This window comes from Escherichia sp. MOD1-EC5950, assembly GCF_002965345.1.
Classification (GTDB): domain Bacteria; phylum Pseudomonadota; class Gammaproteobacteria; order Enterobacterales; family Enterobacteriaceae; genus Escherichia; species Escherichia marmotae.
The window spans coordinates 23,402-47,329 of sequence record NZ_PTSR01000017.1 but is presented as its reverse complement, the minus strand read 5'-3'; the positions used below and the strand labels follow the sequence as shown (position 1 = coordinate 47,329).

The 23,928-nt window shown below is 51.7% G+C and carries 17 protein-coding genes; 9 read left to right on the top strand and 8 right to left on the bottom strand.

The window, feature by feature from the left end:
* Positions 1 to 79: 79 nt before the first annotated feature.
* From ssuE to ssuB, 5 genes are read left to right on the top strand one after another with little or no spacing between them, the layout of a single operon-like run.
* Positions 80 to 655 (top strand): NADPH-dependent FMN reductase, encoded by a 576-nt coding sequence (gene ssuE / locus BEA93_RS16235; RefSeq protein WP_001516126.1) that lies wholly within the window; start codon positions 80 to 82, stop codon positions 653 to 655.
* Complete coding sequence (locus BEA93_RS16230; protein WP_105224794.1) at positions 648 to 1,607, top strand: sulfonate ABC transporter substrate-binding protein; 960 nt, start codon at positions 648 to 650, stop codon at positions 1,605 to 1,607. The genes ssuE and BEA93_RS16230 overlap by 8 nt, the downstream gene beginning before the upstream one ends.
* Positions 1,604 to 2,749: an FMNH2-dependent alkanesulfonate monooxygenase gene (ssuD, locus tag BEA93_RS16225; RefSeq protein WP_001516124.1), complete on the top strand. Its 1,146-nt coding sequence runs from the start codon at positions 1,604 to 1,606 to the stop codon at positions 2,747 to 2,749. Before BEA93_RS16230 ends, ssuD begins: the two co-directional genes overlap by 4 nt.
* 11 nt (positions 2,750 to 2,760) lie before the next feature.
* Complete coding sequence (gene ssuC, locus BEA93_RS16220) at positions 2,761 to 3,552, top strand: aliphatic sulfonate ABC transporter permease SsuC (protein ID WP_000235185.1); 792 nt, start codon at positions 2,761 to 2,763, stop codon at positions 3,550 to 3,552.
* The gene (gene ssuB, locus BEA93_RS16215) at positions 3,549 to 4,316 is read left to right on the top strand and encodes an aliphatic sulfonates ABC transporter ATP-binding protein (RefSeq protein WP_001516122.1); all 768 of its coding nucleotides are present in this window, start codon (positions 3,549 to 3,551) and stop codon (positions 4,314 to 4,316) included. The genes ssuC and ssuB overlap by 4 nt, the downstream gene beginning before the upstream one ends.
* Positions 4,317 to 4,421: 105 nt before the next feature.
* Here the strand turns inward: ssuB and pepN are convergent, their stop codons facing one another.
* Positions 4,422 to 7,034, bottom strand: a complete 2,613-nt coding sequence (gene pepN, locus BEA93_RS16210; protein ID WP_105224795.1) for an aminopeptidase N — start codon at positions 7,032 to 7,034, stop codon at positions 4,422 to 4,424.
* Positions 7,035 to 7,299: 265 nt separating this feature from the next.
* Between pepN and pncB the strand changes: the two genes are divergently transcribed.
* The 4 genes from pncB to aspC all read left to right on the top strand — a co-directional run bounded on the left by pncB (position 7,300) and on the right by aspC (position 13,123).
* On the top strand, positions 7,300 to 8,502 hold the full coding sequence (gene pncB / locus BEA93_RS16205; protein ID WP_010376903.1) for a nicotinate phosphoribosyltransferase: 1,203 nt from the start codon (positions 7,300 to 7,302) through the stop codon (positions 8,500 to 8,502).
* 169 nt (positions 8,503 to 8,671) lie between these two features.
* Positions 8,672 to 10,072, top strand: coding sequence for an asparagine--tRNA ligase (asnS, locus tag BEA93_RS16200; protein ID WP_000117892.1), 1,401 nt, complete (start codon positions 8,672 to 8,674; stop codon positions 10,070 to 10,072).
* Positions 10,073 to 10,674: 602 nt separating this feature from the next.
* A complete protein-coding gene (gene ompF / locus BEA93_RS16195; RefSeq protein WP_000977929.1) occupies positions 10,675 to 11,748 on the top strand; it encodes a porin OmpF in 1,074 nt (357 codons plus the stop codon).
* A 184-nt stretch (positions 11,749 to 11,932) separates the two neighbouring features.
* Positions 11,933 to 13,123, top strand: a complete 1,191-nt coding sequence (aspC, locus tag BEA93_RS16190; RefSeq protein WP_105224796.1) for an aspartate transaminase — start codon at positions 11,933 to 11,935, stop codon at positions 13,121 to 13,123.
* A 50-nt stretch (positions 13,124 to 13,173) separates the two neighbouring features.
* On the opposite strand, the gene gloC is transcribed toward aspC, so the two are convergent.
* The 7 genes from gloC to cmoM all read right to left on the bottom strand — a co-directional run bounded on the left by gloC (position 13,174) and on the right by cmoM (position 23,916).
* The gene (gene gloC / locus BEA93_RS16185) at positions 13,174 to 13,821 is read right to left on the bottom strand and encodes a hydroxyacylglutathione hydrolase GloC (protein WP_001109447.1); all 648 of its coding nucleotides are present in this window, start codon (positions 13,819 to 13,821) and stop codon (positions 13,174 to 13,176) included.
* 26 nt (positions 13,822 to 13,847) lie between these two features.
* The gene (locus BEA93_RS16180) at positions 13,848 to 14,396 is read right to left on the bottom strand and encodes a YcbK family protein (protein WP_001516120.1); all 549 of its coding nucleotides are present in this window, start codon (positions 14,394 to 14,396) and stop codon (positions 13,848 to 13,850) included.
* Positions 14,397 to 14,577: 181 nt separating this feature from the next.
* Positions 14,578 to 16,410: a L,D-transpeptidase gene (gene ldtD / locus BEA93_RS16175; protein WP_000925970.1), complete on the bottom strand. Its 1,833-nt coding sequence runs from the start codon at positions 16,408 to 16,410 to the stop codon at positions 14,578 to 14,580.
* Positions 16,411 to 16,666: 256 nt separating this feature from the next.
* Positions 16,667 to 21,127, bottom strand: coding sequence for a chromosome partition protein MukB (mukB, locus tag BEA93_RS16170; protein ID WP_105224797.1), 4,461 nt, complete (start codon positions 21,125 to 21,127; stop codon positions 16,667 to 16,669).
* Positions 21,127 to 21,831, bottom strand: a complete 705-nt coding sequence (gene mukE / locus BEA93_RS16165; RefSeq protein WP_010329756.1) for a chromosome partition protein MukE — start codon at positions 21,829 to 21,831, stop codon at positions 21,127 to 21,129. Before mukE ends, mukB begins: the two co-directional genes overlap by 1 nt.
* Positions 21,812 to 23,134, bottom strand: a complete 1,323-nt coding sequence (gene mukF / locus BEA93_RS16160; protein WP_001288861.1) for a chromosome partition protein MukF — start codon at positions 23,132 to 23,134, stop codon at positions 21,812 to 21,814. The genes mukE and mukF overlap by 20 nt, the downstream gene beginning before the upstream one ends.
* Entirely contained in the window at positions 23,131 to 23,916 is a 786-nt protein-coding gene (gene cmoM, locus BEA93_RS16155; protein WP_001516118.1) for a tRNA uridine 5-oxyacetic acid(34) methyltransferase CmoM, read from the bottom strand. Before cmoM ends, mukF begins: the two co-directional genes overlap by 4 nt.
* Positions 23,917 to 23,928: the final 12 nt, after the last annotated feature.

Below are 23,928 nucleotides of genomic sequence, written 5' to 3'. Positions count from 1 at the left end.
TCACCAGCTCCCTCTGTCAGACTGACCCAATTGTTATCAATGTTAACGAAATAAGAACAATTAGTTATAAGGAGAGAGTATGCGTGTCATTACCCTGGCTGGAAGTCCTCGCTTTCCTTCTCGCTCCAGTTCCTTACTGGAATATGCGCGAGAAAAGCTGAATAGCCTGGATGTGGAGGTTTATCACTGGAATCTGCAAAACTTCGCCCCGGAAGATTTGCTCTATGCACGTTTCGACAGCCCGGCTCTGAAAACTTTCACTGCACAACTGCAAGAGGCTGACGGGCTGATTGTCGCGACCCCCGTCTACAAAGCGGCTTATTCCGGGGCGTTAAAAACCCTTCTCGACCTGCTACCTGAACGCGCACTGCAAGGCAAAGTGGTTTTACCACTGGCAACAGGCGGCACAGTGGCTCATCTATTGGCGGTCGATTACGCACTCAAACCGGTACTAAGCGCTTTAAAAGCGCAGGAGATCCTGCATGGTGTGTTTGCCGATGACTCGCAGGTGATTGATTTCCAGCATAAACCGCAATTCACGCCGAATCTGCAATCCCGTCTTGATGTCGCACTCGAAGCCTTCTGGCAGGCGTTGCACCGTCGTGATGTCCAGGTTCCTGATCTTTTCTCTCTACGAGGAAACGCCCATGCGTAACATATTTAAACTGGCGCTGGCGGGATTACTTAGCGTCACTACGCTCGCGGTTGCTGCGGAGTCTTCGCCTGAAGCGTTACGGATAGGTTATCAGAAAGGCAGCATCAGCATGGTGCTGGCAAAAAGCCATCAACTCCTGGAAAAACGCTATCCGCAAACAAAAATTTCATGGGTGGAATTTCCTGCGGGTCCGCAGATGCTGGAAGCACTCAACATCGGCAGTATTGATCTTGGCAGCACGGGCGACATTCCACCTATCTTTGCCCAAGTTGCTGGTGCGGATTTGGTATACGTCGGTGTCGAGCCGCCAAAACCAAAAGCCGAAGTCATTCTGGTGCCAGAAAACAGTCCCATAAAAACCGTGGCTGAACTGAAGGGCCACAAAGTCGCATTTCAGAAAGGTTCCAGTTCGCACAACCTGTTACTACGCGCACTGCAACAGGCCGGGCTTAAATTCACCGATATCCAGCCCACTTACCTGACACCTGCTGATGCCCGCGCGGCCTTCCAGCAAGGTAACGTAGATGCCTGGGCCATCTGGGATCCTTACTACTCTGCTGCATTATTACAGGGTGGTGTGCGGGTATTAAAAGATGGTACTGGTCTGAATCAGACCGGGTCGTTTTATCTGGCGGCCCGCCCCTATGCAGAAAAAAACGGTGCCTTTATTCAGGGCGTACTGGAGACCTTTAGCCAGGCCGATGCGTTAACCCACAGCCAGCGCGAGCAAAGTATCACCTTGCTGGCAAAAACGATGGGCTTACCGGCACCGGTAATAGCCTCTTATCTTGGCCACCGTCCTCCCACCACCATCAAACCAGTGAGTGCCGAGGTTGCCGCTTTACAGCAACATACTGCCGACCTGTTTTATGAAAATCATCTGCTGCCGAAAAAAGTCGATATTCACCAGCGCATCTGGCACCCCACTCAACTGGAAGGAAAACAATTATGAGTCTGAATATATTCTGGTTTTTACCTACGCACGGTGACGGTCATTATCTGGGAACGGAAACAGAGTCTCGTCCGGTTGATCACGGTTATCTGCAACAGATCGCGCAAGCGGCGGATCGTCTTGGCTATACCGGCGTGCTGATCCCTACGGGCCGTTCCTGCGAAGATGCGTGGCTGGTGGCGGCGTCGATGATCCCGGTTACGCAAAGGCTGAAGTTTCTTGTCGCCCTGCGCCCTGGTGTAACGTCACCTACCGTTGCCGCCCGCCAGGCCGCCACGCTCGACCGTCTGTCGAATGGCCGTGCGTTGTTTAACCTGGTAACAGGCAGCGATCCACAAGAACTGGCGGGAGACGGCGTGTTCCTCGACCACAGCGAGCGTTACGCAGCCTCGGCGGAATTTACTCAGGTCTGGCGACGTTTATTGCAGGGAGAAACTGTCGATTTCAACGGTAAGCATATTCATGTGCGCGGGGCAAAACTACTCTTTGCACCGATTCAACAACCGTATCCTCCGCTTTACTTTGGCGGATCGTCAGACGTCGCCCAGGATCTGGCCGCAGAACAAGTTGATCTTTATCTCACCTGGGGCGAGCCGCCAGCACTGGTAAAAGAGAAGATCGAGCAAGTGCGGGCAAAAGCGGCCGCACATGGTCGCAAAATTCGTTTCGGTATTCGCCTCCATGTGATTGTCCGCGAAACCAACGACGAAGCGTGGCAGGCCGCAGAACGGTTAATCTCCCATCTTGATGATGACACCATCGCCAGAGCACAGGCTGCATTTGCCCGCACGGATTCCGTGGGGCAACAGCGAATGGCTGCGTTACATAACGGCAAGCGCGACAACCTGGAGATCAGCCCCAATTTATGGGCAGGCGTTGGTCTGGTACGCGGCGGTGCGGGGACGGCGCTGGTAGGCGATGGTCCGACAGTCGCCGCACGAATCAACGAATACGCCGCGCTTGGCATCGACAGTTTTGTCCTCTCAGGATATCCACATCTGGAAGAAGCGTATCGGGTTGGCGAATTACTGTTCCCACATCTGGATGTTGCCATTCCACAGATTCCCCAACCACAGCCATTGAACCTGCAAGGCGAAGCGGTAGCGAATGAGTTCATCCCACGTAATGTCGCGCAAAGCTAAGGAAGAAAATGATGGCAACGCCAGTGAAGAAGTGGTTATTGCGCGTTGCCCCCTGGTTTTTACCGGTGGGCATCGTGGCGGTGTGGCAACTGGCCTCCTCGGTTGGCTGGCTGTCGACGCGTATTTTGCCCTCTCCGGAAGGAGTGGTGGCCGCGTTCTGGACGCTCTCGGCCAGCGGTGAGCTGTGGCAGCATCTGGCGATCAGCTCCTGGCGGGCGCTGATTGGTTTTTCGATTGGCGGATCGCTGGGGTTGATTCTGGGATTGATTAGCGGCCTGTCGCGCTGGGGAGAACGGTTGCTGGACAGCTCAATTCAAATGTTGCGCAACGTGCCGCATCTGGCGCTGATCCCGCTGGTGATTTTGTGGTTTGGCATTGATGAGTCTGCAAAAATTTTCCTGGTAGCGCTCGGCACGCTGTTCCCCATTTATATCAATACCTGGCACGGCATCCGTAATATCGATCGCGGGCTGGTGGAGATGGCGCGTAGCTATGGCTTATCCGGCTTGCCGCTGTTTGTGCATGTGATCCTGCCTGGTGCCCTGCCCTCAATTATGGTCGGCGTGCGTTTTGCGTTGGGCCTGATGTGGCTGACGCTGATTGTTGCCGAAACCATCTCTGCCAATTCTGGCATTGGTTATCTGGCGATGAATGCGCGGGAGTTTCTGCAAACGGATGTCGTCGTCGTCGCCATTATTCTCTACGCCCTGCTCGGCAAACTTGCTGACATTAGCGCCCAATTGCTAGAGCGTCTCTGGTTGCGCTGGAACCCGGCTTATCATCTGAAGGAGGCCACGGCATGAATACTGCCCGTCTGAACCAGGGTACACCACTGCTACTTAATGCGGTGAGCAAACATTACGCAGAAAATATCGTGCTGAATCAACTGGATTTGCATATTCCGGCAGGTCAGTTTGTGGCTGTTGTTGGTCGTAGCGGCGGCGGTAAAAGTACTCTGCTGCGTCTGCTGGCGGGGCTGGAAACACCAACCGCAGGTGATGTACTGGCGGGTATAACACCGCTGGCCGAGATTCAGGATGATACGCGGATGATGTTTCAGGATGCGCGTCTGCTGCCATGGAAATCGGTGATTGATAACGTTGGGTTAGGTCTTAAAGGCCAATGGCGCGATGCGGCGCATCAGGCACTGGCTGCTGTAGGGCTGGAAAATCGTGCCGGGGAATGGCCTGCCGCACTTTCTGGCGGGCAGAAACAGCGTGTGGCGCTGGCAAGAGCGTTGATTCATCGTCCGGGTTTATTGTTGCTCGATGAACCGCTGGGCGCACTGGACGCCTTAACGCGACTGGAGATGCAGGATTTAATTGTGTCACTTTGGCAGGAGCACGGCTTTACCGTCTTGCTGGTGACGCATGATGTGAGCGAAGCGGTAGCGATGGCTGACCGGGTGCTGTTGATTGAAGAGGGAAAGATTGGCCTGGATTTGACGGTGGATATTCCTCGCCCGCGCCGATTAGGGTCGGTACGGTTAGCGGAACTGGAAGCGGAAGTGTTACAGCGGGTGATGCAGCGAGGGCATTCTGAACAACCAGTTCGGCGTCATGGTTAACATGCCAGATGCGGCGTGAACGCCTTATCAGCCTACAAAACCAACAATTCCAACGGGTTTGTAAGCCTGATAAGACGCGCCAGCGTCGCATCAGGCACTTTTGTATTAAGCCAGTGCTTTGGTGATCTTCTCGTAAAGATCGCCAGAGAGATTATCCAACCCTTTCAATTGTTCCAGCGCCGCACGCATTTTCTCCTGACGTTTGACATCGTAACGTTTCAGGCGAATCAGCGGCTCAATCAAACGTGAAGCCACCTGCGGATTACGGCGGTTCAGATCGGTGAGCATTTCCACCAGGAACTGGTAACCACTGCCATCTTCAGCATGGAACGCTGCCAGGTTGCTGCCTGCAAACGCACCAATCAACGAACGAATACGGTTCGGGTTGCTCATGGTGAATGAGCGATGCTGTAACAGACCACGCACCGTCTCCAGCACATTCGCCGCTGGACTGGTGGCTTGCAGGATAAACCATTTATCCATCACCAGACCGTCCTGATGCCACCTGTCGTCGTACTCCTGCATCAACGCGTCACGGCACGGTAACTGCGCAGCAACCGCCGCCGAAAGTGCCGCCAGCGAATCGGTCATATTGTTCGCTTTATGGAACTGCTTACTCACTAACACGTCAGCCAGATGCGTTTCACCAAAGGCGAGGAAGCGCAGGCAGGCATTACGCAGAGTACGTTTCGCAATGTCTTCATGTTCAACACGATACTCACTCTGGTGATTGGCGTTATAGATAGCCAACAATTCATCCGCCAGTTCAGTCGCCAGTGTACGGGTGAGTGCTTCGCGAACTTCGGCAATGGCAATCGGATCGATGATATCGAATAGTTCCGCCATTTCATTGACAGAAGGCAGTGTCAGGATTTCTGCCGCCAGCGCCGGGTCGATCTTCTCATCGAGCAGCACAGCGCGGAAAGCATCTGCAACATGTGCTGGCAGCGATAACGGCTGCCCTTGTTGATGGCGAGCGACATTCAGTTTGATGTACGTTGCCAGCAGACTTTGCGCCGCATCCCAGCGGGAAAAATCATTGCGCGCATGACGCATCAGGAAGGTCAGTTGCTGATCGCTCCATTTATATTCCAGTTTCACCGGCGCGGAAAATTCACACAGCAGCGCAGGCACCGGCTGGAAGTAGACGTTATCAAAAACAAAAGTCTGTTCCGCCTGGGTGACATTCAGCACTGAATTGACCGGATGACCGTCCTTCTGCAACGGGATTACTTTGCCCTCGTTGTCATACAACTCAATAGCAAACGGAATATGCAGCGGCAGTTTTTCTGCCTGATCTGGCGTAGCTGGCGTGCGCTGACTGATGGTCAGGGTGTACTGCTCAGTTTCTGGATCGTAGTCGTCTTTAACAGTCACAATCGGCGTGCCGGACTGGCTGTACCAACGGCGGAAATGAGAGAGATCGACATTTGACGCATCTTCCATCGCCTGGACGAAATCGTCACAGGTTGCCGCACTGCCATCATGACGCTCGAAATAGAGCTGCATCCCTTTCTGGAAATTTTCTTCGCCCAGCAGGGTGTGGATCATTCGAATCACTTCTGCGCCCTTCTCGTAAACGGTCAGGGTATAGAAGTTGTTCATCTCAATGACCATGTCCGGGCGGATTGGGTGAGCCATTGGGCTGGCGTCTTCCGCAAACTGCAACCCGCGCATGGTGCGCACATTGTTGATGCGATTAACGGCACGGGAACCCAGGTCAGAGCTGAACTCCTGATCGCGGAACACGGTTAAACCTTCTTTCAGGCTAAGCTGGAACCAGTCGCGGCAAGTCACACGGTTACCGGTCCAGTTGTGGAAATATTCATGGCCAATAACGCGTTCAATGTCGAGATAATCTTTGTCGGTAGCGGTGTCGGTGCGCGCCAGTACATATTTGGAGTTAAAGATGTTAAGACCTTTATTCTCCATTGCGCCCATGTTGAAGAAGTCCACGGCAACGATCATATAAATATCAAGGTCATACTCCAGACCAAAGCGCTCTTCATCCCACTTCATGGAATTTTTCAGCGAGGTCATCGCCCACGGCGCGCGGTCAAGGTTGCCGCGATCGACATACAACTCCAGCGCCACTTCACGGCCAGAACGCGTGGTGAAGGTGTCGCGTAGCACATCAAAATCGCCTGCCACCAGCGCAAACAGATAGCACGGTTTCGGGAACGGGTCCTGCCACTGTACCCAGTGACGTCCGTTTTCCAACTCACCTTGCGCAACGCGGTTACCGTTAGAAAGCAGGAACGGGTATTTGGTTTTATCGGCAATAATTTTAGTCGTAAAACGCGCCAGCACGTCCGGGCGATCGAGATAGTACGTAATGTGGCGGAAACCTTCGGCTTCACACTGGGTGCAAAGCGCATCGCCTGACTGGTAAAGCCCTTCCAGTGCAGTGTTGGACGCAGGGCTAATTTCATTAACGATCTTGAGCGTAAAACGCTCCGGTAAATTACTGATGACCAGTGCGCCCTCTTCTTCTTTCCAGGCGGACCACGGCTCATCATTAATATGAATAGAGACCAGTTTAAGATCTTCGCCGTCAAGACGAAGTGGAGCATCTGATGCACCATGACGGACAGCCTGGCTGATCGCGGTAACCACCGTCTTTTGCGCGTCCAGGTCAAAGGTCAAGTCAATATCAGTAATCTGGTAATCCGGCGCACGATAATCGTGACGGTATTTGGCTTGTGGCTGTTGAGTCATAAATAACCTTTAGCATCTTTTATAGAGTCAGGTGTTCAGTCTATTCCTGTTGTATAAATCTCGCTACGCAGAATCTTCATCTTTTCAGGTACAAACGCTTTTATTGCTACATTTTTATAACATACAGAGCGCAACGCCATCGACCATAAACGTGGCATATGGTGTGATCGGGGTTCAATAAATTGCGAAACAAGGTATACTCCAGCAGTTCCTGAAGATGTTTATTGTACTAAACGCTCCCGTACGAGGACGCTACTGCGCACCTATGACACAATTCGCTTCTCCTGTTCTGCACTCGCTGCTGGATACAGATGCTTATAAGTTGCATATGCAGCAAGCCGTGTTTCATCACTATTATGATGTGCATGTCGCGGCGGAGTTTCGTTGCCGAGGTGACGATCTGCTGGGTATTTATGCCGATGCTATTCGTGAACAGGTCCAGGCGATGCAGCGTCTGCGCCTGCAGGATGATGAATATCAATGGCTCTCTGCCCTGCCTTTTTTTAAGGCCGACTACCTCAACTGGTTGCGCGAGTTCCGCTTTAACCCGGAACAGGTCACCGTCACCAACGATAACGGCAAGCTGGATATTCGTTTAAGCGGTCCGTGGCGTGAAGTCATCCTCTGGGAAGTTCCTTTGCTGGCGGTCATCAGTGAACTGGTACATCGCTACCGCTCACCGCAGGCCGACGTTGCGCAAGCCCTTGATACGCTGGAAAGCAAATTAGTCGACTTCTCGGCGTTAACTGCTGATCTCGATATGTCGCGCTTCCATCTGATGGATTTCGGCACCCGCCGACGTTTTTCCCGCGAAGTCCAGGAAACCATCGTTCAACGTTTGCAACAAGAATCTTGGTTCGTTGGCACCAGTAACTACGATCTGGCGCGTCGGCTTTCCCTCACGCCAATGGGAACTCAGGCTCACGAATGGTTCCAGGCGCATCAACAAATCAGCCCGGATCTTGCCAACAGCCAACGTGCCGCACTTGCCGCATGGCTCAATGAATATCCCGATCAACTGGGAATTGCGTTAACCGATTGCATTACTATGGACGCATTCTTGCGTGATTTCGGCGTGGAATTTGCCAGCCGCTATCAGGGGCTGCGTCATGACTCTGGCGACCCGGTAGAATGGGGCGAAAAAGCCATCGCGCATTATGAGAAGCTGGGAATCAACCCTCAGAGCAAAACGCTGGTTTTCTCTGACAATCTGGATTTACGCAAAGCGGTCGAGCTTTATCGCCACTTCTCTTCCCGTGTGCAATTAAGTTTTGGTATAGGTACACGCCTGACCTGCGATATCCCCCAAGTCAAGCCACTGAATATTGTGATTAAGCTGGTGGAGTGTAACGGTAAACCTGTGGCGAAACTTTCTGACAGTCCTGGCAAAACAATCTGCCACGACAAGGCGTTTGTTCGCGCACTTCGTAAAGCGTTCGACCTTCCGCACATTAAAAAAGCCAGTTAATATCATCAGGGAGCCATAACGGCTCCCTTTTTTACCTTTAATTCCGAAATCTTTCGCTGCATCTGCGAATTCTGCTTGTCTGATTGCGGATGCCAGGTAACATAGGTATCCCCCCATTTCACGGGTGGACAAGTGTTTATTTTTTCCGACTATTAACAGAGAGAATATTATGAGCGTTGTGCCTGTAGCCGACGTACTCCAGGGCCGCGTAGCCGTTGACAGCGAAGTCACCGTACGCGGATGGGTACGTACCCGCCGAGATTCAAAAGCTGGCATCTCCTTCCTCGCCGTTTATGACGGTTCCTGCTTTGATCCTGTACAGGCTGTCATCAATAATTCTCTGCCCAATTACAATGAAGACGTACTGCGTCTGACCACCGGTTGCTCGGTCATTGTGACGGGTAAAGTCGTGGCGTCGCCGGGCCAGGGGCAACAATTTGAAATTCAGGCCAGCAATGTTGAAGTCGCTGGTTGGGTTGAAGATCCAGACACTTACCCGATGGCAGCAAAACGCCACAGCATTGAGTATCTGCGTGAAGTCGCTCACCTGCGTCCACGTACCAACCTGATTGGTGCCGTTGCGCGCGTTCGCCACACGCTGGCGCAGGCACTGCATCGATTCTTTAACGAACAAGGTTTCTTCTGGGTTTCTACACCGCTGATCACCGCATCCGATACCGAAGGCGCTGGCGAAATGTTCCGTGTTTCAACACTGGATCTGGAAAACCTGCCACGTAACGATCAGGGCAAAGTTGATTTCGACAAAGATTTCTTCGGTAAAGAGTCGTTCCTGACCGTATCAGGCCAGTTAAACGGCGAGACTTATGCCTGTGCGCTGTCTAAAATTTATACCTTCGGCCCGACTTTCCGTGCAGAAAACTCCAACACCAGCCGTCACCTGGCGGAATTCTGGATGCTGGAGCCGGAAGTCGCGTTTGCTAACCTGAACGATATCGCCGGCCTGGCAGAAGCCATGCTGAAATACGTCTTTAAAGCGGTTCTCGAAGAACGTGCTGACGATATGAAATTCTTCGCTGAACGCGTGGATAAAGATGCAGTTTCACGTCTGGAGCGTTTCATTGAGGCAGACTTCGCGCAGGTGGATTATACCGACGCGGTAACCATCCTCGAAAACTGCGGTAAGAAATTTGAAAACCCGGTTTACTGGGGTGTGGATCTCTCTTCCGAGCATGAACGTTACCTGGCAGAAGAACACTTTAAAGCGCCGGTAGTCGTGAAAAACTATCCGAAAGACATTAAAGCGTTCTACATGCGCCTTAACGAAGACGGTAAAACCGTTGCAGCAATGGACGTTCTGGCTCCGGGTATCGGTGAGATCATTGGTGGTTCCCAGCGTGAAGAGCGTCTGGACGTTCTGGACGAACGTATGCTGGAGATGGGCCTGAATAAAGAAGATTACTGGTGGTATCGCGATCTGCGTCGCTACGGTACTGTTCCACATTCCGGTTTCGGTCTTGGTTTTGAACGCCTGATCGCCTACGTGACTGGCGTTCAAAACGTGCGTGACGTAATTCCGTTCCCACGCACTCCACGTAACGCCAGTTTCTAATTTAACTTTTCCGAGAGCCAGCACCCGCTGGCTCTTTTTTATCCCCTTCTGTCAAGTTATCTGTTTGTTAAGTCAATCAATCTAATTGCAACCCTGCCAAAGCAATCTTCCTGTTACGGAATGTTTCTTTGCAACATTTGCGAACAAAAAATAACCCATAGCCTTATTGCGGATTAGTCATTTCTTATCTGATAGCACAATTTTTATACTTATTATTGGCTTTCTGGATGGCTGAAAGTGTATTAGAGAGAAGTCACAGAGAGAAATCATCAGAAAGAAAATTTCTGTTTAGTTAGATTTAATATAAGTAAATCATATACATATATAAGATCCGCCATAAATATCATTAAATCCTGGTGGAAATATGACGGTGTTCACAAAGTTCCTTAAAATTAATGCTTGGTTACACATTTTTTCTTTTTGTAACTATATCTTTATCTTTGTAGCACTTTCACGGTAGCGAAACGTTAGTTTGAATGGAAAGATGCCTGCAGATACATAAAGACACCAAACTTTCATCAATAGCTCCGTAAATATTTATTGACGAAACTTATTGACGGCAGTGGCAGGTGTCATAAAAAAAACCATGAGGGTAATAAATAATGATGAAGCGCAACATTCTGGCAGTGATCGTCCCTGCTCTGTTAGTAGCAGGAACTGCAAACGCTGCAGAAATCTATAACAAAGATGGCAACAAAGTAGATCTGTACGGTAAAGCTGTCGGTCTGCACTATTTTTCCAAGGGTAACGGTGAAAACAGTTACGGTGGCAATGGCGATATGACCTATGCCCGTCTTGGTTTTAAAGGGGAAACTCAAATCAATTCTGATCTGACCGGTTACGGTCAGTGGGAATACAACTTCCAGGGTAACAACTCTGAGGGTTCTGATGCCCAAAATGGCAACAAAACCCGTCTGGCGTTCGCTGGTCTGAAATTTGCTGATGCTGGCTCAATCGATTACGGTCGTAACTATGGTGTTGTTTATGACGCACTGGGTTACACCGATATGCTGCCGGAATTTGGTGGTGACACTGCATACAGCGATGACTTCTTCGTTGGTCGTGTTGGCGGCGTTGCAACTTACCGTAACTCCAACTTCTTTGGTCTGGTTGACGGCCTGAACTTCGCTGTTCAGTACCTGGGTAAAAACGAACGCGACACCGCACGTCGTTCTAACGGCGACGGTGTTGGCGGCTCCATCAGCTACGAATTCGAAGGCTTTGGTATCGTTGGTGCTTATGGTGCTGCTGACCGTACAAACTTGCAGGAAGCCCAACCTCTCGGCCAGGGTAAAAAAGCTGAACAGTGGGCTACTGGCCTGAAGTACGATGCGAACAACATCTACCTGGCAGCAAACTACGGTGAAACCCGTAACGCTACGCCGATCACCGGCGGCTTTGCTAACAAAACGCAAGATATCCTGTTAGTTGCACAATACCAGTTTGACTTCGGTCTGCGTCCGTCCATCGCTTACACCAAATCTAAAGCGAAAGACGTAGAAGGTGGTATCGGTGATGTTGATCTGGTGAACTATGTTGAAGTGGGCGCAACCTACTACTTCAACAAAAACATGTCTACCTATGTTGACTACATCATCAACCAGATCGATTCTGACAACAAACTGGGCGTAGGTTCTGACGACACAGTTGCTGTGGGTATCGTTTACCAGTTCTAATAGCAGACCTCTTTGTTAAATGCCGAAAAAACAGGACTTTGGTCCTGTTTTTTTTATGCCTTCCAGAGCAATCTCACGTCTTGCAAAAACAGCCGGCGTTTTCATCAGTAATAGTTGGAATTTTGTAAATCTCCCGTTACCCTGATAGCGGACTTCCCTTCTGTAACCATAATGGAACCTCGTCATGTTTGAGAACATTACCGCCGCTCCTGCCGACCCGATTCTGGGCCTGGCCGATCTGTTTCGTGCCGATGAACGTCCCGGCAAAATTAACCTCGGGATTGGTGTCTATAAAGATGAGACGGGCAAAACCCCGGTACTGACCAGCGTTAAAAAGGCTGAACAGTATCTGCTCGAAAATGAAACCACCAAAAACTACCTCGGCATTGACGGTATTCCTGAATTTGGTCGTTGCACCCAGGAACTGCTGTTTGGTAAAGGTAGCGCCCTAATCAACGACAAACGCGCCCGCACAGCTCAGACCCCTGGTGGTACTGGTGCGTTACGCGTGGCTGCCGATTTCCTGGCAAAAAATACCGACGTTAAGCGTGTGTGGGTGAGCAACCCTAGCTGGCCGAACCATAAGAGCGTCTTTAACTCTGCAGGTCTGGAAGTACGTGAATACGCTTATTACGACGCGGAAAAACATACTCTGGACTTCGACGCCCTGATTAACAGTCTGAACGAAGCCCAGGCTGGCGACGTGGTGCTGTTCCACGGTTGCTGCCATAACCCAACCGGCATTGATCCTACACTGGAGCAATGGCAAACGCTGGCGCAGCTTTCCGTTGAGAAAGGCTGGTTACCGCTGTTTGACTTTGCTTACCAGGGTTTTGCTCGCGGTCTGGAAGAAGATGCTGAAGGTCTGCGCGTTTTCGCAGCTCTGCATAAAGAACTGATCGTCGCCAGTTCCTACTCTAAAAACTTTGGTCTGTACAACGAGCGTGTAGGCGCATGTACGCTGGTTGCTGCGGACAGTGAAACCGTGGATCGCGCATTCAGCCAGATGAAAGCGGTGATTCGTGCGAACTATTCTAACCCACCCGCGCACGGAGCTTCGGTTGTTGCCACTATCCTGAGTAATGATGCGTTACGTGCTATCTGGGAACAAGAGCTGACTGATATGCGTCAGCGTATTCAGCGTATGCGTCAATTGTTCGTTAATACGCTGCAGGAAAAAGGCGCAAACCGCGACTTCAGTTTCATTATCAAACAAAACGGCATGTTCTCTTTTAGCGGTCTGACTAAAGAACAGGTACTGCGTCTGCGTGAAGAGTTTGGCGTGTATGCTGTGGCTTCCGGTCGTGTGAACGTAGCCGGGATGACGCCAGACAACATGGCTCCGCTGTGCGAAGCGATTGTGGCTGTGCTGTAAGCATTAAAACCAATGAAGCCCGCTGTGAAAGCGGGCTTTTTTATGCGCCTTTACCAGACGGGAATTTCGTCTTGCAGGAAGGGGTTATGCAACCGTTCATAGCCGAGGGTGGATAACGGCCCGTGCCCTGGAATAAACGTCACATCATCGCCAAGCGGCAGCAGTTTATCTTTGATAGAGGAGATCAGTTGATTATGGTCGCCACGTGGGAAGTCACTGCGCCCTACTCCACCTTTGAAAATGACGTCGCCAGAAATCAGCAGTTTTGACTGATTATCAAAAAAGACCACATGACCCGGTGTATGCCCTGGGCAATGTAACACCTGTAAAGTCACATTCCCTATGCTGATCGTGTCGCCTTCATTCAGCCAACGATCCGGCGTCAGTGGCTGACACTCATCCAGGCCAAACATGCGGCTTTGCGCAGGCAAGCCTTGCAGCCAGAACTCATCTTCCTTTTCCGGACCAAGTACTGGCACGCCGTAATGTTTTGCCAGTTCCGCCGCTGCACCAACGTGATCCAGATGGCCATGTGTCAGTAGGATCTGCATCAGCGTCAGGCCGCTGGCATCAACTTCCTGTTTAATTTTTTCCGCATCACCGCCAGGATCAACCAGTGCTGCCAGGCGAGTTTGTTCACACCAGATCAATGAGCAGTTCTGGGAGAATGCAGTGACCGGAATAATACGATAATTCATACTGCCCCTGTTTCGTTAAGCGATTGCTACCAGTGCCGTGCAGGTCCGGTATCAATATGCACAAAGTTACTACGTGGGTAATATCCTACACCACCTGCGCGCATAGATAACGCGGCTTTGCGAATATTGCTTAACGCGACGCCTTCAATATGGAAATCCATCGCCTGGCCTTTGGTGTGATAGCTTTTCTTCGCTACTCCACGGCTGTGTGCGCGTAATTCATTATTGGTGTCGATAGAACGGTAACCAGAAATTAACTGTACCGGCTTGCGAGTACCTAACAGGCCTTGCAGGCGATACAACTGGTCGAATAATCCTGGATCGATGGACTTTATTTTGTTCGCGCGGAAATCGCGGAAAAAATGGTTTAGTTTTGCCAATTCTTCCTGAATATAGCCTCTGCCATCGAAAAACTCCGCTTTAATTGACTCTCCAGTATGGAGATTGTTGAGTGTCAAAATACGCGGGCGTGGGGTGGAGAGTGTCGCAAACGCAGGGGTCGGCAAGATGGCAGCACCAAGTGCAACGCCACCAAGCGCCAGTAGTTTGCGGCGATTAGCGTCGAATTTGTCCATGGTAATCAAGTCTACAGGTCAATGTTATCGTTTATATGCACTTCTGGCGCACAAGAGTGCACCTTAACCGCCCATAAAGCTAACGTCAAGGTGACTCAACCCCAGCAGTGATGGGGGCTACAAGGAATAGCCCCCAATCATGCCAATTATTACGACAACTGATTTCCCCGAACTACTTCATTTACCTGATTAATTGTTCCGCTTTCGATACAATTTGCGAGCTGGATCGCGCAGGCAGATCATAATTGTAAATATCTGTACGATATTGAGTACGCCCATCTGCGCCGACAAATGCTGTCAGGTAGTAGAGATTAACCGGGATAGACTGACGGATATTGACGTAACGGGTATCTCCCTGCTTCAGAGCATCGGAAATACGCTTGTCATTCCAGCCTGCATCCTGCAACAGCATGTTTGCCAGATCGGATGCCTTATTCACCCTCACACAGCCAGAGCTCAACGCACGCGTATCACGCTTGAACAGATTGTGATTAGGCGTGTCATGTAAGTAGATAGCGTCTGAACTCGGCATATTAAATTTATACCGTCCTAGCGAATTTCGTGGGCCTGGAGCTTGCTGAAAGCGGAACGGTAAATTCGACGCGGTAATCGTCGACCAGTCAACCTGCCACGGGTCAATTGCTTCTTTGCTGTTCCAGCCACGCATCACCGTATAGCCATGGCTTTCCAGATAGCCCGGATCATTACGCACTTTCGGCAGAATATCTTTGCGTGCCAGCGTCGGCGGTACGTTCCACGGCGGATTCACTACCACATTGTTTAAGGCACTGCTCATCATTGGTGTTTTGCGGTCAGGACGGCCGACAATCACCCGCGAGTCCAGCACCTGATTACCGTTCTGGTAATAGACCAAAGAATAGGCCGGTATATTGACCATGATGCCGGTAGAAAGCTCCGCAGGCAGCAAACGTAAACGCTGGATGTTGAGCGCCAACACACCTGCACGCTGTGCAGGTGTCACATTGAGCCAATCACGTGTGGCTGGACCAATAGCACCATCTGCCCCCAATCCTTGCCATGCCTGAAAACGTTTAACCGCTTCAACAAGCTCATTATCGTAGGCGGCACGTACAGTTGGCTTAGGTTTACTAAGAAACTTTGTTTGCTTTTCCGCAGTTTCGACGGCAACGGCAGATGGGCTAACGACTGCATCAGCGGGTGTTTCATCGCCAGGCAGCGTAATTTTCGGCCCACCATCGAGCATACCTGTGCGCTGCAATATTTCGCGCAGTGCTGGTACGTCATTACTCCACTGGCCAGGACGCAACGTTGCTTTACCGGTTAGTTGTGGCCACGGTTTGGTATCACTGAGCAAGGTCAGTAAAGATTCATGCATCGCGGCATATTGCGGATGCTGCGGTGCCAGTCCTGCAACAAACGTTGGCAATTGGCCATTATTTAGCGCCACCTGCCATTGGTTAATGACCGAGAGCGGTGGTGTTGAGAGCGCATAAGGTTTACTGCTGTATAGCCAGCGCGTGCCTTTGACCGGAATGTTAGCAACGAAATGAAGGTAACCCAGCATTGCATCCGACAACACTACGTCACGTGCCAGACCGTTAACACCTGGGTCAGTCAGTAACTCTACCCATTTATTAAACTGCGGCTGAAAACCGGCAATCGCCACTTCCGCCAGTTGCTGCTGGAAAGCTTTAACCGCATCACGGTTTTCCCACATCGGCTGCATATCACGTGCGGCATACAGCAGTTGAAGCTGGTTAAGATAAACCGGCTTATAACCTGCGGGTAATTGAGATTCGATTTGTGTGCGAGCGTTTTCCGCCGCACCCTCTGGTAGCGGTTGGATCCCCGCCATAATTGCCGTCGCTTGCGCTTGCGGCAGTACATCTCCCTGTTCGCTGACAGCCACCGGGCTGTCGCCAGGGATTACTTCAGGCTCATCAGCCTGCACACTGAACAGTGGAGCGAATGTTACGGCCAGACAAAAACTTATTGCCGAAAGCCGACGACCACACATCATGTTAAGCAACATCCCTTGCCCCCTGTTTTTATCATACTTTGAATAGCCAGGCTGCTTTTCTCTACTTGCCTGTACAACGCCAATACTCACGAAAGTATGACGAGCAAGCCTGTTACTTATCAGGCTTACCTTCAGTATATAAACGTCGATACGTTTTTACACAACCTAATGTAAAGAAGTTTAAAGAAAAGCGCACCGTAATGCGGCATTTTTTTAGTGCAGAAACGGAGTTTTCGAAAAAAAAGGCGACATCGCTGCCGCCTTAATCTTAACTTGCCTGGGAAGACGCTTCGTCAGTTCCTGGAAGCGTTTCAGGAAGCTGCGGCGCAAAGCCACGCAAACCAACCACATGTACGTGTTCGGTATTCTGGAATACCTTACGCACCAGTTTGTAGGTGGTGCCTTTTTCCGGACTAATATTTTCTGGTGCCGCGATGATGAGCTGCATTTGCAAACGTTCACACAATTCAAACAACGTGGCGATAGAACGGGCATCCAGGCGCGCTGCTTCATCGAGGAACAGCAGACGACAAGGAGAAATATCTTTACCGCGCAGACGACGGGATTCATCTTCCCAGCTCTGTACCACCATCACCAGAATCGACATCCCTGTACCGATGGCCTCACCCGTTGACAACGCGCCTGACTCCGCACGCAGCCATCCATCGGAACCACGGTTAACTTCAACTTCCATCTCCAGGTAGTTGCGATAATCCAGCAGCTCTTCACCAATGGTCTGCGGCGTGCGCTGCCCCATATCAATTTGCGGGTTAAGGCGCTGATACAGTTTCGCCAGCGCTTCCGAGAAGGTCAGACGGTTGCTGTTAAACAAATCCTGATGTTGTTCATGCTGTTCAGAAAGCACATCCAGCAACATGGCGTGCGTTTCACGCACATTCACGTTCAGACGTACGCTGTTCACCTGGCCGAACGACACGTTCTGCAAGCCCTGGTTGAGCATACGGATACGGTTCTGTTCGCGCTGAATGGTTTTGCGAATAATGTTCGACACACTGCGGGAACTGATCGCCAGTTTCTGCTCACGGGAGGTTAATTCTTCGGTCAGACGGCTAAGTTCGATCTCCATCTGCTCGATAGCTTCTACCGGATCATCGGTACGAATAATATCCTGGCGAATTCGTTCGCGCAGATGCTGGTAAACCGCCACGAAGAACTGGATTTTACGTTCCGGACGTTTTGGATCTTCCGACATACGCAGCACGTCGCGTAGATGTTCGTTATCCGCTACTGCCAGACGCAGCGCACCTAACGCCTTATCCGACATGGAACGCAAATCATCAGCAGAAAGATAAGCCAGCTCGCGACGGTGCAAGCGGCGTTCGACGCCGTTGTCTTTCACCATGCGCATTACCGCGCACCAGCCCGCTTTGGCGGTCACCACCTGCTCGCGCATCTCGTGATAATCACGCTCCAGCTTGCGCAGTTTACGGGTCAGGTTGTCCATCTCCGCTTCGCAGAAGGTGAGCGCTTTTTCCAGTTGGTTGCGACGGGAACGGTTATTACTGAGTTGCGCATGTAGCTCGTCACGGCGAATACGCGCGCGCTCTTCTGCGCCGCTATCGGCACGCACACCGATATCCTGCAATTCGCGTTGCAGATCGTTAAGCAGTTCTTTTTTAGTGTCATAAGAACTTTTCAGCGATGCCAGCACCTGATTGTACTGGTTCAACTGTGTAGCATGACCACGCAGTGCTTCACGAGCACGGGTACGCTCTGCTTCCGCATGTTCCAGACGTTCACGCAATTTTTCGTTGAGATCGCTGTTACCACTGAGCATTTCTGCCGAGTCGGAGTAGCTAAAGTGTGCGCGACGCTGCACCACTTCCGTCAGGGCAAATGCCTGCTGACGGGCATCGCGCTGCATCTGCTGGGAGTATGCGTAATCTTCTTTTAACTGTTCAAACTGTTCCGGATCGCTTTGCAACACTGAAACGATTGGCTCCAGTTTCGCCAGTTGATTACCGAACTGCTGAACAAAACGCGCCGCTTCCTGGGCTTCATCCAGACGTTCGCGGATTTCATCGACGCGATCTGCCAACGTATCGTCAGTCAACAGGTTAAGGCGTGGCAGGATGCGGTTAAGCGCTGTCACGCCCTCTTTCGCCTGCTCAAACTGAATGCGTTGCTGCTGGTTATCATTTTCATGATTACTCAACGCCCGCTCCAGTTCGACGCGGCGGCTGTTCAGTTGACGGATTTCAGCTTCCGGATCGGACTCAAATGCCACCGCCAGATGGCTGCCGATAAAGCGACTGAAAGCCTGATGCAGGCGCTGAGTTTTCTGTACATCAAAGGAGAGCGTGGCGAAGCGTTCGGAAAGCACTTCACGTTCGGCATGAAGGCTTTCAATACGGCTTTCGCGCGCCGCACGACCAAACAACGGCACTTCAGGGAAGCGCGAATAACGCCACTGACGGTCGGCAATTTTCACCACCACCGCTTTTTCCAGTTCATCAACGCTGAACACGCTGTCATCGAATGACTGCGGATCACCTTCGATCAGATAGAGATCTTCCGGGCAATCGGTTAAACCTTCCAGTTGTTCGGCAATCTGCGACAGATCGGGCACTACGATGGCGTGACGAGAGGGGCCATACAGCGCCGAGAAGTACGGCGCATCTTCCAGGCTAACGTCGTCATAAATTTCTGACAACAGCACGCCGCCAAAACGTTCCGCCAGCGCATTCAGGCGCTGATCTTCAGAGCCCCCCGGCTGACTTAAACGCTCGATCTCTTCGACAACGGCGTTTTTGCGCGCGCCCACTTCGTCACGTTCAACAATCGCCTCGCGCTCGCGCTCCAGCAACTGTTGCATGTATTCAGTGACATCCTGACTGGAGGTGAACTCTTCACCGCACTGCTCGCTCAACTGATTGAGGCTGTTTTGCGCAGCCAACCAAACCGGCGCACGCTGCATCAGACTCTGAATGCGTGATTGCAGTTGTTCCTGTTCCTGACGCAGCGCCATGCGCTCTTCACGGGCATTAGACACGCTGTCAGAAAGGGAGGCAATGCGTGCTTCCAGTTCCTGATGCAGGGCTTCCAGTTCATCGATATCAAAGTTCTTGCCCTGGCGTTTGCAGAAATCCGCCAGCAGGCGCTCGGCTTCCTGTTGCTCACGCAGGCGCTGTTCCAGTTCGCTTAAGCGCATCCGCAGCGGCTGAACCTGTTCTGCAAGGTGACGTTGTTCGACCCCTTCGCGCAGCAGTTCACGAGCAACATCCCACGCTTCGTTACGCGCCAGCGGACCGTTAATGGCTGCGACTAACTGATAAGCCTGCTCAAACTGGCTATGCGCGGTTTGTGCCATGCTCATTTTCTGCTCAAGAGAGAGCATTTTTTCGGTGGCTTCCAGCTCTTTCGCCTGGAAGGTTTCCAGCCACTCGGCGGCGCTGTCGGCAGTTAAGTCCGGCAGATGACACAGTTCTTTAGCGCGGTTAAGTGCAGTAATCGCCTGGTTGTACTGGATCGCGCGCGTTTGCTGGACGTCCAGTGCCTGCTGGTAGTCAGCAAGCTGGTTTTTCAGCTCGTCCACTTCCAGTTCGGCGGCTTCCGCGCGCGCTTCATTCTCTTCCTGACGTTCGATGGCCTCTGCCACCACTTCGTTTTGCTCTTCGAGACGGATCTGCAATTCATCGAGATCCGCTTCGTAACGTTCGATCTTTTCCTGCTGACGCAGTGCGGTTTGCACGAGGTTCAGGTGATCGCTGGCTGCCTGATAATCTGCTTCCAGATCGCCTTCCGCACCGTTGTGCTCTGCCAGTTCACGCGCCATATCGACGTGTTTGTACTGCTCCGCCGCTAGTTGCTGACGAGAAGTGTGTAGCTCACGACGAAACTCTAGTGCCTTATCCAGATGAACGCGACGTTCGTTGGCGTGACGCATATAGTCCGCCGCCACATAGTTGGTGGCTTCACTGATCAAATGCTTAAACAGGTCGCGATCGGACTGCGTTACACGAATCGCTTCCAGCGTCATGCGGTTTTCACGCAGCGCTGCTTCCATATCCTGGAACGCTTTACGCACGCCGCTGTTTTCTGGCAGCAGGTAGTCACGCAGAGAACGGGTAATGGCACTGGAAATACCGCCGTACAGTGAGGCTTCGATCAGACGATAGAATTTACTACGATCAGACGCCGAGCGCAGACGACGCGCAATGATGCCCAGATCGAACATCAGTGAATGGTAATCGGTGATGGAATTGAACTGCTTAAACTGCACGCCTTCCATCGCTTCGAGCTTCTCTTTCAGCTCATTAAGCGGCAGCACGCGCGCCTGGCGTTCGTTCAGGGTTTCTGTCACCAGTTGCGTCGGCAGCACCGACATCGGTAGCCCCTGAATCGCAAACGGTTTGATATCCACTTTACGATCGCGCCCGGCAACCTGTTGCAGACGCACACCGACCACCACGCGCTGATGGCGCGAGTTGATGGTGTCGAGCATCGAATAACAGACGCCCGCTTTTAGCTTACCGTGCAAACCTTTATCGCGCGAACCACTGGTGGCCCCGGCTTCCGTGGTGTTACGGAAGTGCAGCAGGGTCAGGTCAGGAATAAGCGCCGTAACAAACGCCGCCATAGTGGTGGATTTACCTGCACCGTTACCGCCGGAAAGCGTTGTGACCAGCTCATCGAGGTCAAAGGTACGGGCAAAAAAGCCGTTCCAGTTAATCAGCGTCAGTGAGCGAAATTTACCGCGTTCAATCATTATTCTTCCTCTCCGCTATCTGGCTGATTCTCTTCGGTTTCGTCGTTGAGTTGCAGGTGATTTTCCAGAGACATTGCTTCACCATCGCGAATCAGGCGACGTTGGGCTTCGCGCGGATCGTCACCAGCACGCACATCCGCACCAAAACGGAACACCGATTCTGTAATGCGGAACTTGCTGCTGTCGTGGCCCATAAACCACACCATGCCCAAACGACGCAGACGATTTAGCGAAGAACGTACTTTTTCCTGCAACTTCTGGCGGTCAACGTCTGAACCGGTAGAACGGTTGTTTACCAGTTTCAGCAGTTTCGCTTCGTCAGCCAGGGTGAGCAGTTCGTCATACAGTTCCTGCTGAGTAAAGATCCCCTCGTTCGCCAGCCGTTCCGGGCTGAGATAGAGATAACAGAGGATTTTCCCAACCATCATATCCAGTTCGGACAACACGGAACGAGGGATCAACGTGGTGGAACGTGGACGCAAATAGAAGAAACCTTCCGGCGCGCGAATAAGCTCAACGTTATAACGCGCGTAAAACTCTTCCAGGTATTCCTGAAAATCCATCAGGAATGCATGGTTGTCCAGTTCGTCAAGACCGATATGGCGACCTGAACGTAAGGCGCTATCCAGCGCCGGAAATAACGGATTCGCCAGCGCTTGCGCCAGCTTAACCGGCATCACTTGTTCAATATTTGTCGATGACATGCGCCTGTACCTTGGCTCCGTAATCATTAATCGGCTGCCATTTCGCTGGCAGTCCGGTGAAGTCTGCTTGCGCTACGCCGAGGCGTACCGCCTGATCAATAACAATGCGCGCAACATCAAAGTGACGCGCACGCGGATACTGCGCCAGATATTCGCGTACCACCAGACCAAGATCCAGCGGTACTTGTCTGGTTTTATAGACGGCGAGCTGCTCTTCGATGATTGCCGCCAGTTGTTCGCGGATCTCGTTAAACTCTTCGTACTCTAAATCTGGCGGAAGTTCCCCGGTCACTTCTTCGTCACGCAGTGCCATCTCTTCGTCACGCATATCCAGCAGACGATCGGCATTGGCGTAAGTCAGCGCCCACGGGTCATCAAAATAGGTTTGTACCGACTGACGTAATCGCTGGGCAAAGACACGGTTTTTATCCATATCGATCGCGGTACGGATAAATTTATGTACGTGGCGGTCATAACCGATCCATAAATCGATGGATTGCTGACCCCAACTGATAATACGATCGAGTTTGCTTTGCAGGTCGTACACCAGACGATCGACAAAATGCAGATCGTCATGGGTCATGGTCGCATCCTGGATGCGCAACAGGTTAGCCTGTAATTTGTCGCCCGCCGCTTCCAGCGTATCTTGCAATTCACGCAGCGTACCAGAGGTTTCCGAAAGCAACATTTCACAGCTTGAGATCGCCGCCCGCCAGTCTTTATTCAGTAACTGGGCGATATCGTCTTTCACCTGTTGCTGCTGTTCGTCCATCAGACGTTGCGTCAGGTCGATACTGTCGAAAATTTCTGCTACCGAGTATTTCAGCGGCGCATAGACGTTACGGTGCCAGTGAAACTCATCGCCGCCCTCTTCTGCCGCATCCGCCGCACGCTTCAGTTCGCCTGCAACGATCGACAATTGCATAGAAAGACGCAGCGTAGAAAACTCGCGCTGACGGATGTAGTAATCAGTAATGCCGATGCCGAGCGGCGTCAGACGGTAAATGGCGTTCCCTTCCGCCTGTTCGCTTGTAAAGCGGTTCAGCAGACGTTGACGCACCATATCGTTGATCGCGTTGTTGGCGCGCACGCCGATGGTTTCGCTGGTTTGCTCAAACGCATCACTCACGTGGCGGAATGCATCCACCAGCTCACCTTCACTCATCTCGCCGTCCAGACGCTCGCCGTTCAGCGTGGCCACCGCCAGCAGAAAAGAGAGACGGTCTACCGGCAGCGAGATGGAGAAGTCGTTTTTTCTGGCCCAGGCAACCAGTTCGGGGACTGTCTGGGAAAATTCACTCATACTTTATCCTTGCTCTGCGGTTTGCGCGCGGTGACATGAATATAACGCCCCAGGCTAATGTAAGGTTCCTGACGGCAATAACGCGTTTCTAATTCAAGTAATGCTTCGTAGCAATCGCGCTGTTGGTGCTTTTCACGCAGATAATCATGAAACACGCGAACGCCGGTCTTGCCGGTAATTTGCCAGCCAGCTTCTTCCAGCCACTGATATACCTGCGCCGGATCGCGCGGAGAGTCTGGCGAAAGCGTCCGTTTTTTCTTTTTCGGCATTCCCGCCTGCACGTAATCAAAATTCCCTGCAACCATGTTGTGCATCAGCAAACCGTGCGCATTGTAGAACATTAACGACAACATGCCTCCTGGGCGCAACACTGACCACAGAGTCTGTAACACGCTACGGGGGTCCGCGACCCACTCCAGCACCGCATGGAACAATATCAGATCAACGGGCGTTTCCAAATGCGAAGCAACATCCTGAGCAGCGCAATGTATAAATTGCATGTTGCCGCTCACACCTTTTGCTTCTGCCGCCTGCTTTGCGCGGTCGATCATCTGCGCAGAAAGATCGCATAAAATGACCTGATGCCCACGCCCGGCCATTTTGATCGCCGTCTGCCCTTCACCACCGCCAGCATCCAGCACTCGCAATTTTTGCGAGCCTATTTCCGCCAGCACACGATCGAGATCCTGCCACAGAATAGCCTGTCGAAGCTGTCCTTTGGTGGTGCCGTAAATGTTACGGGAAAACTTTTCCGCAATATCATCAAAATTGCGATCCTGCATTGCTTTCTCCAC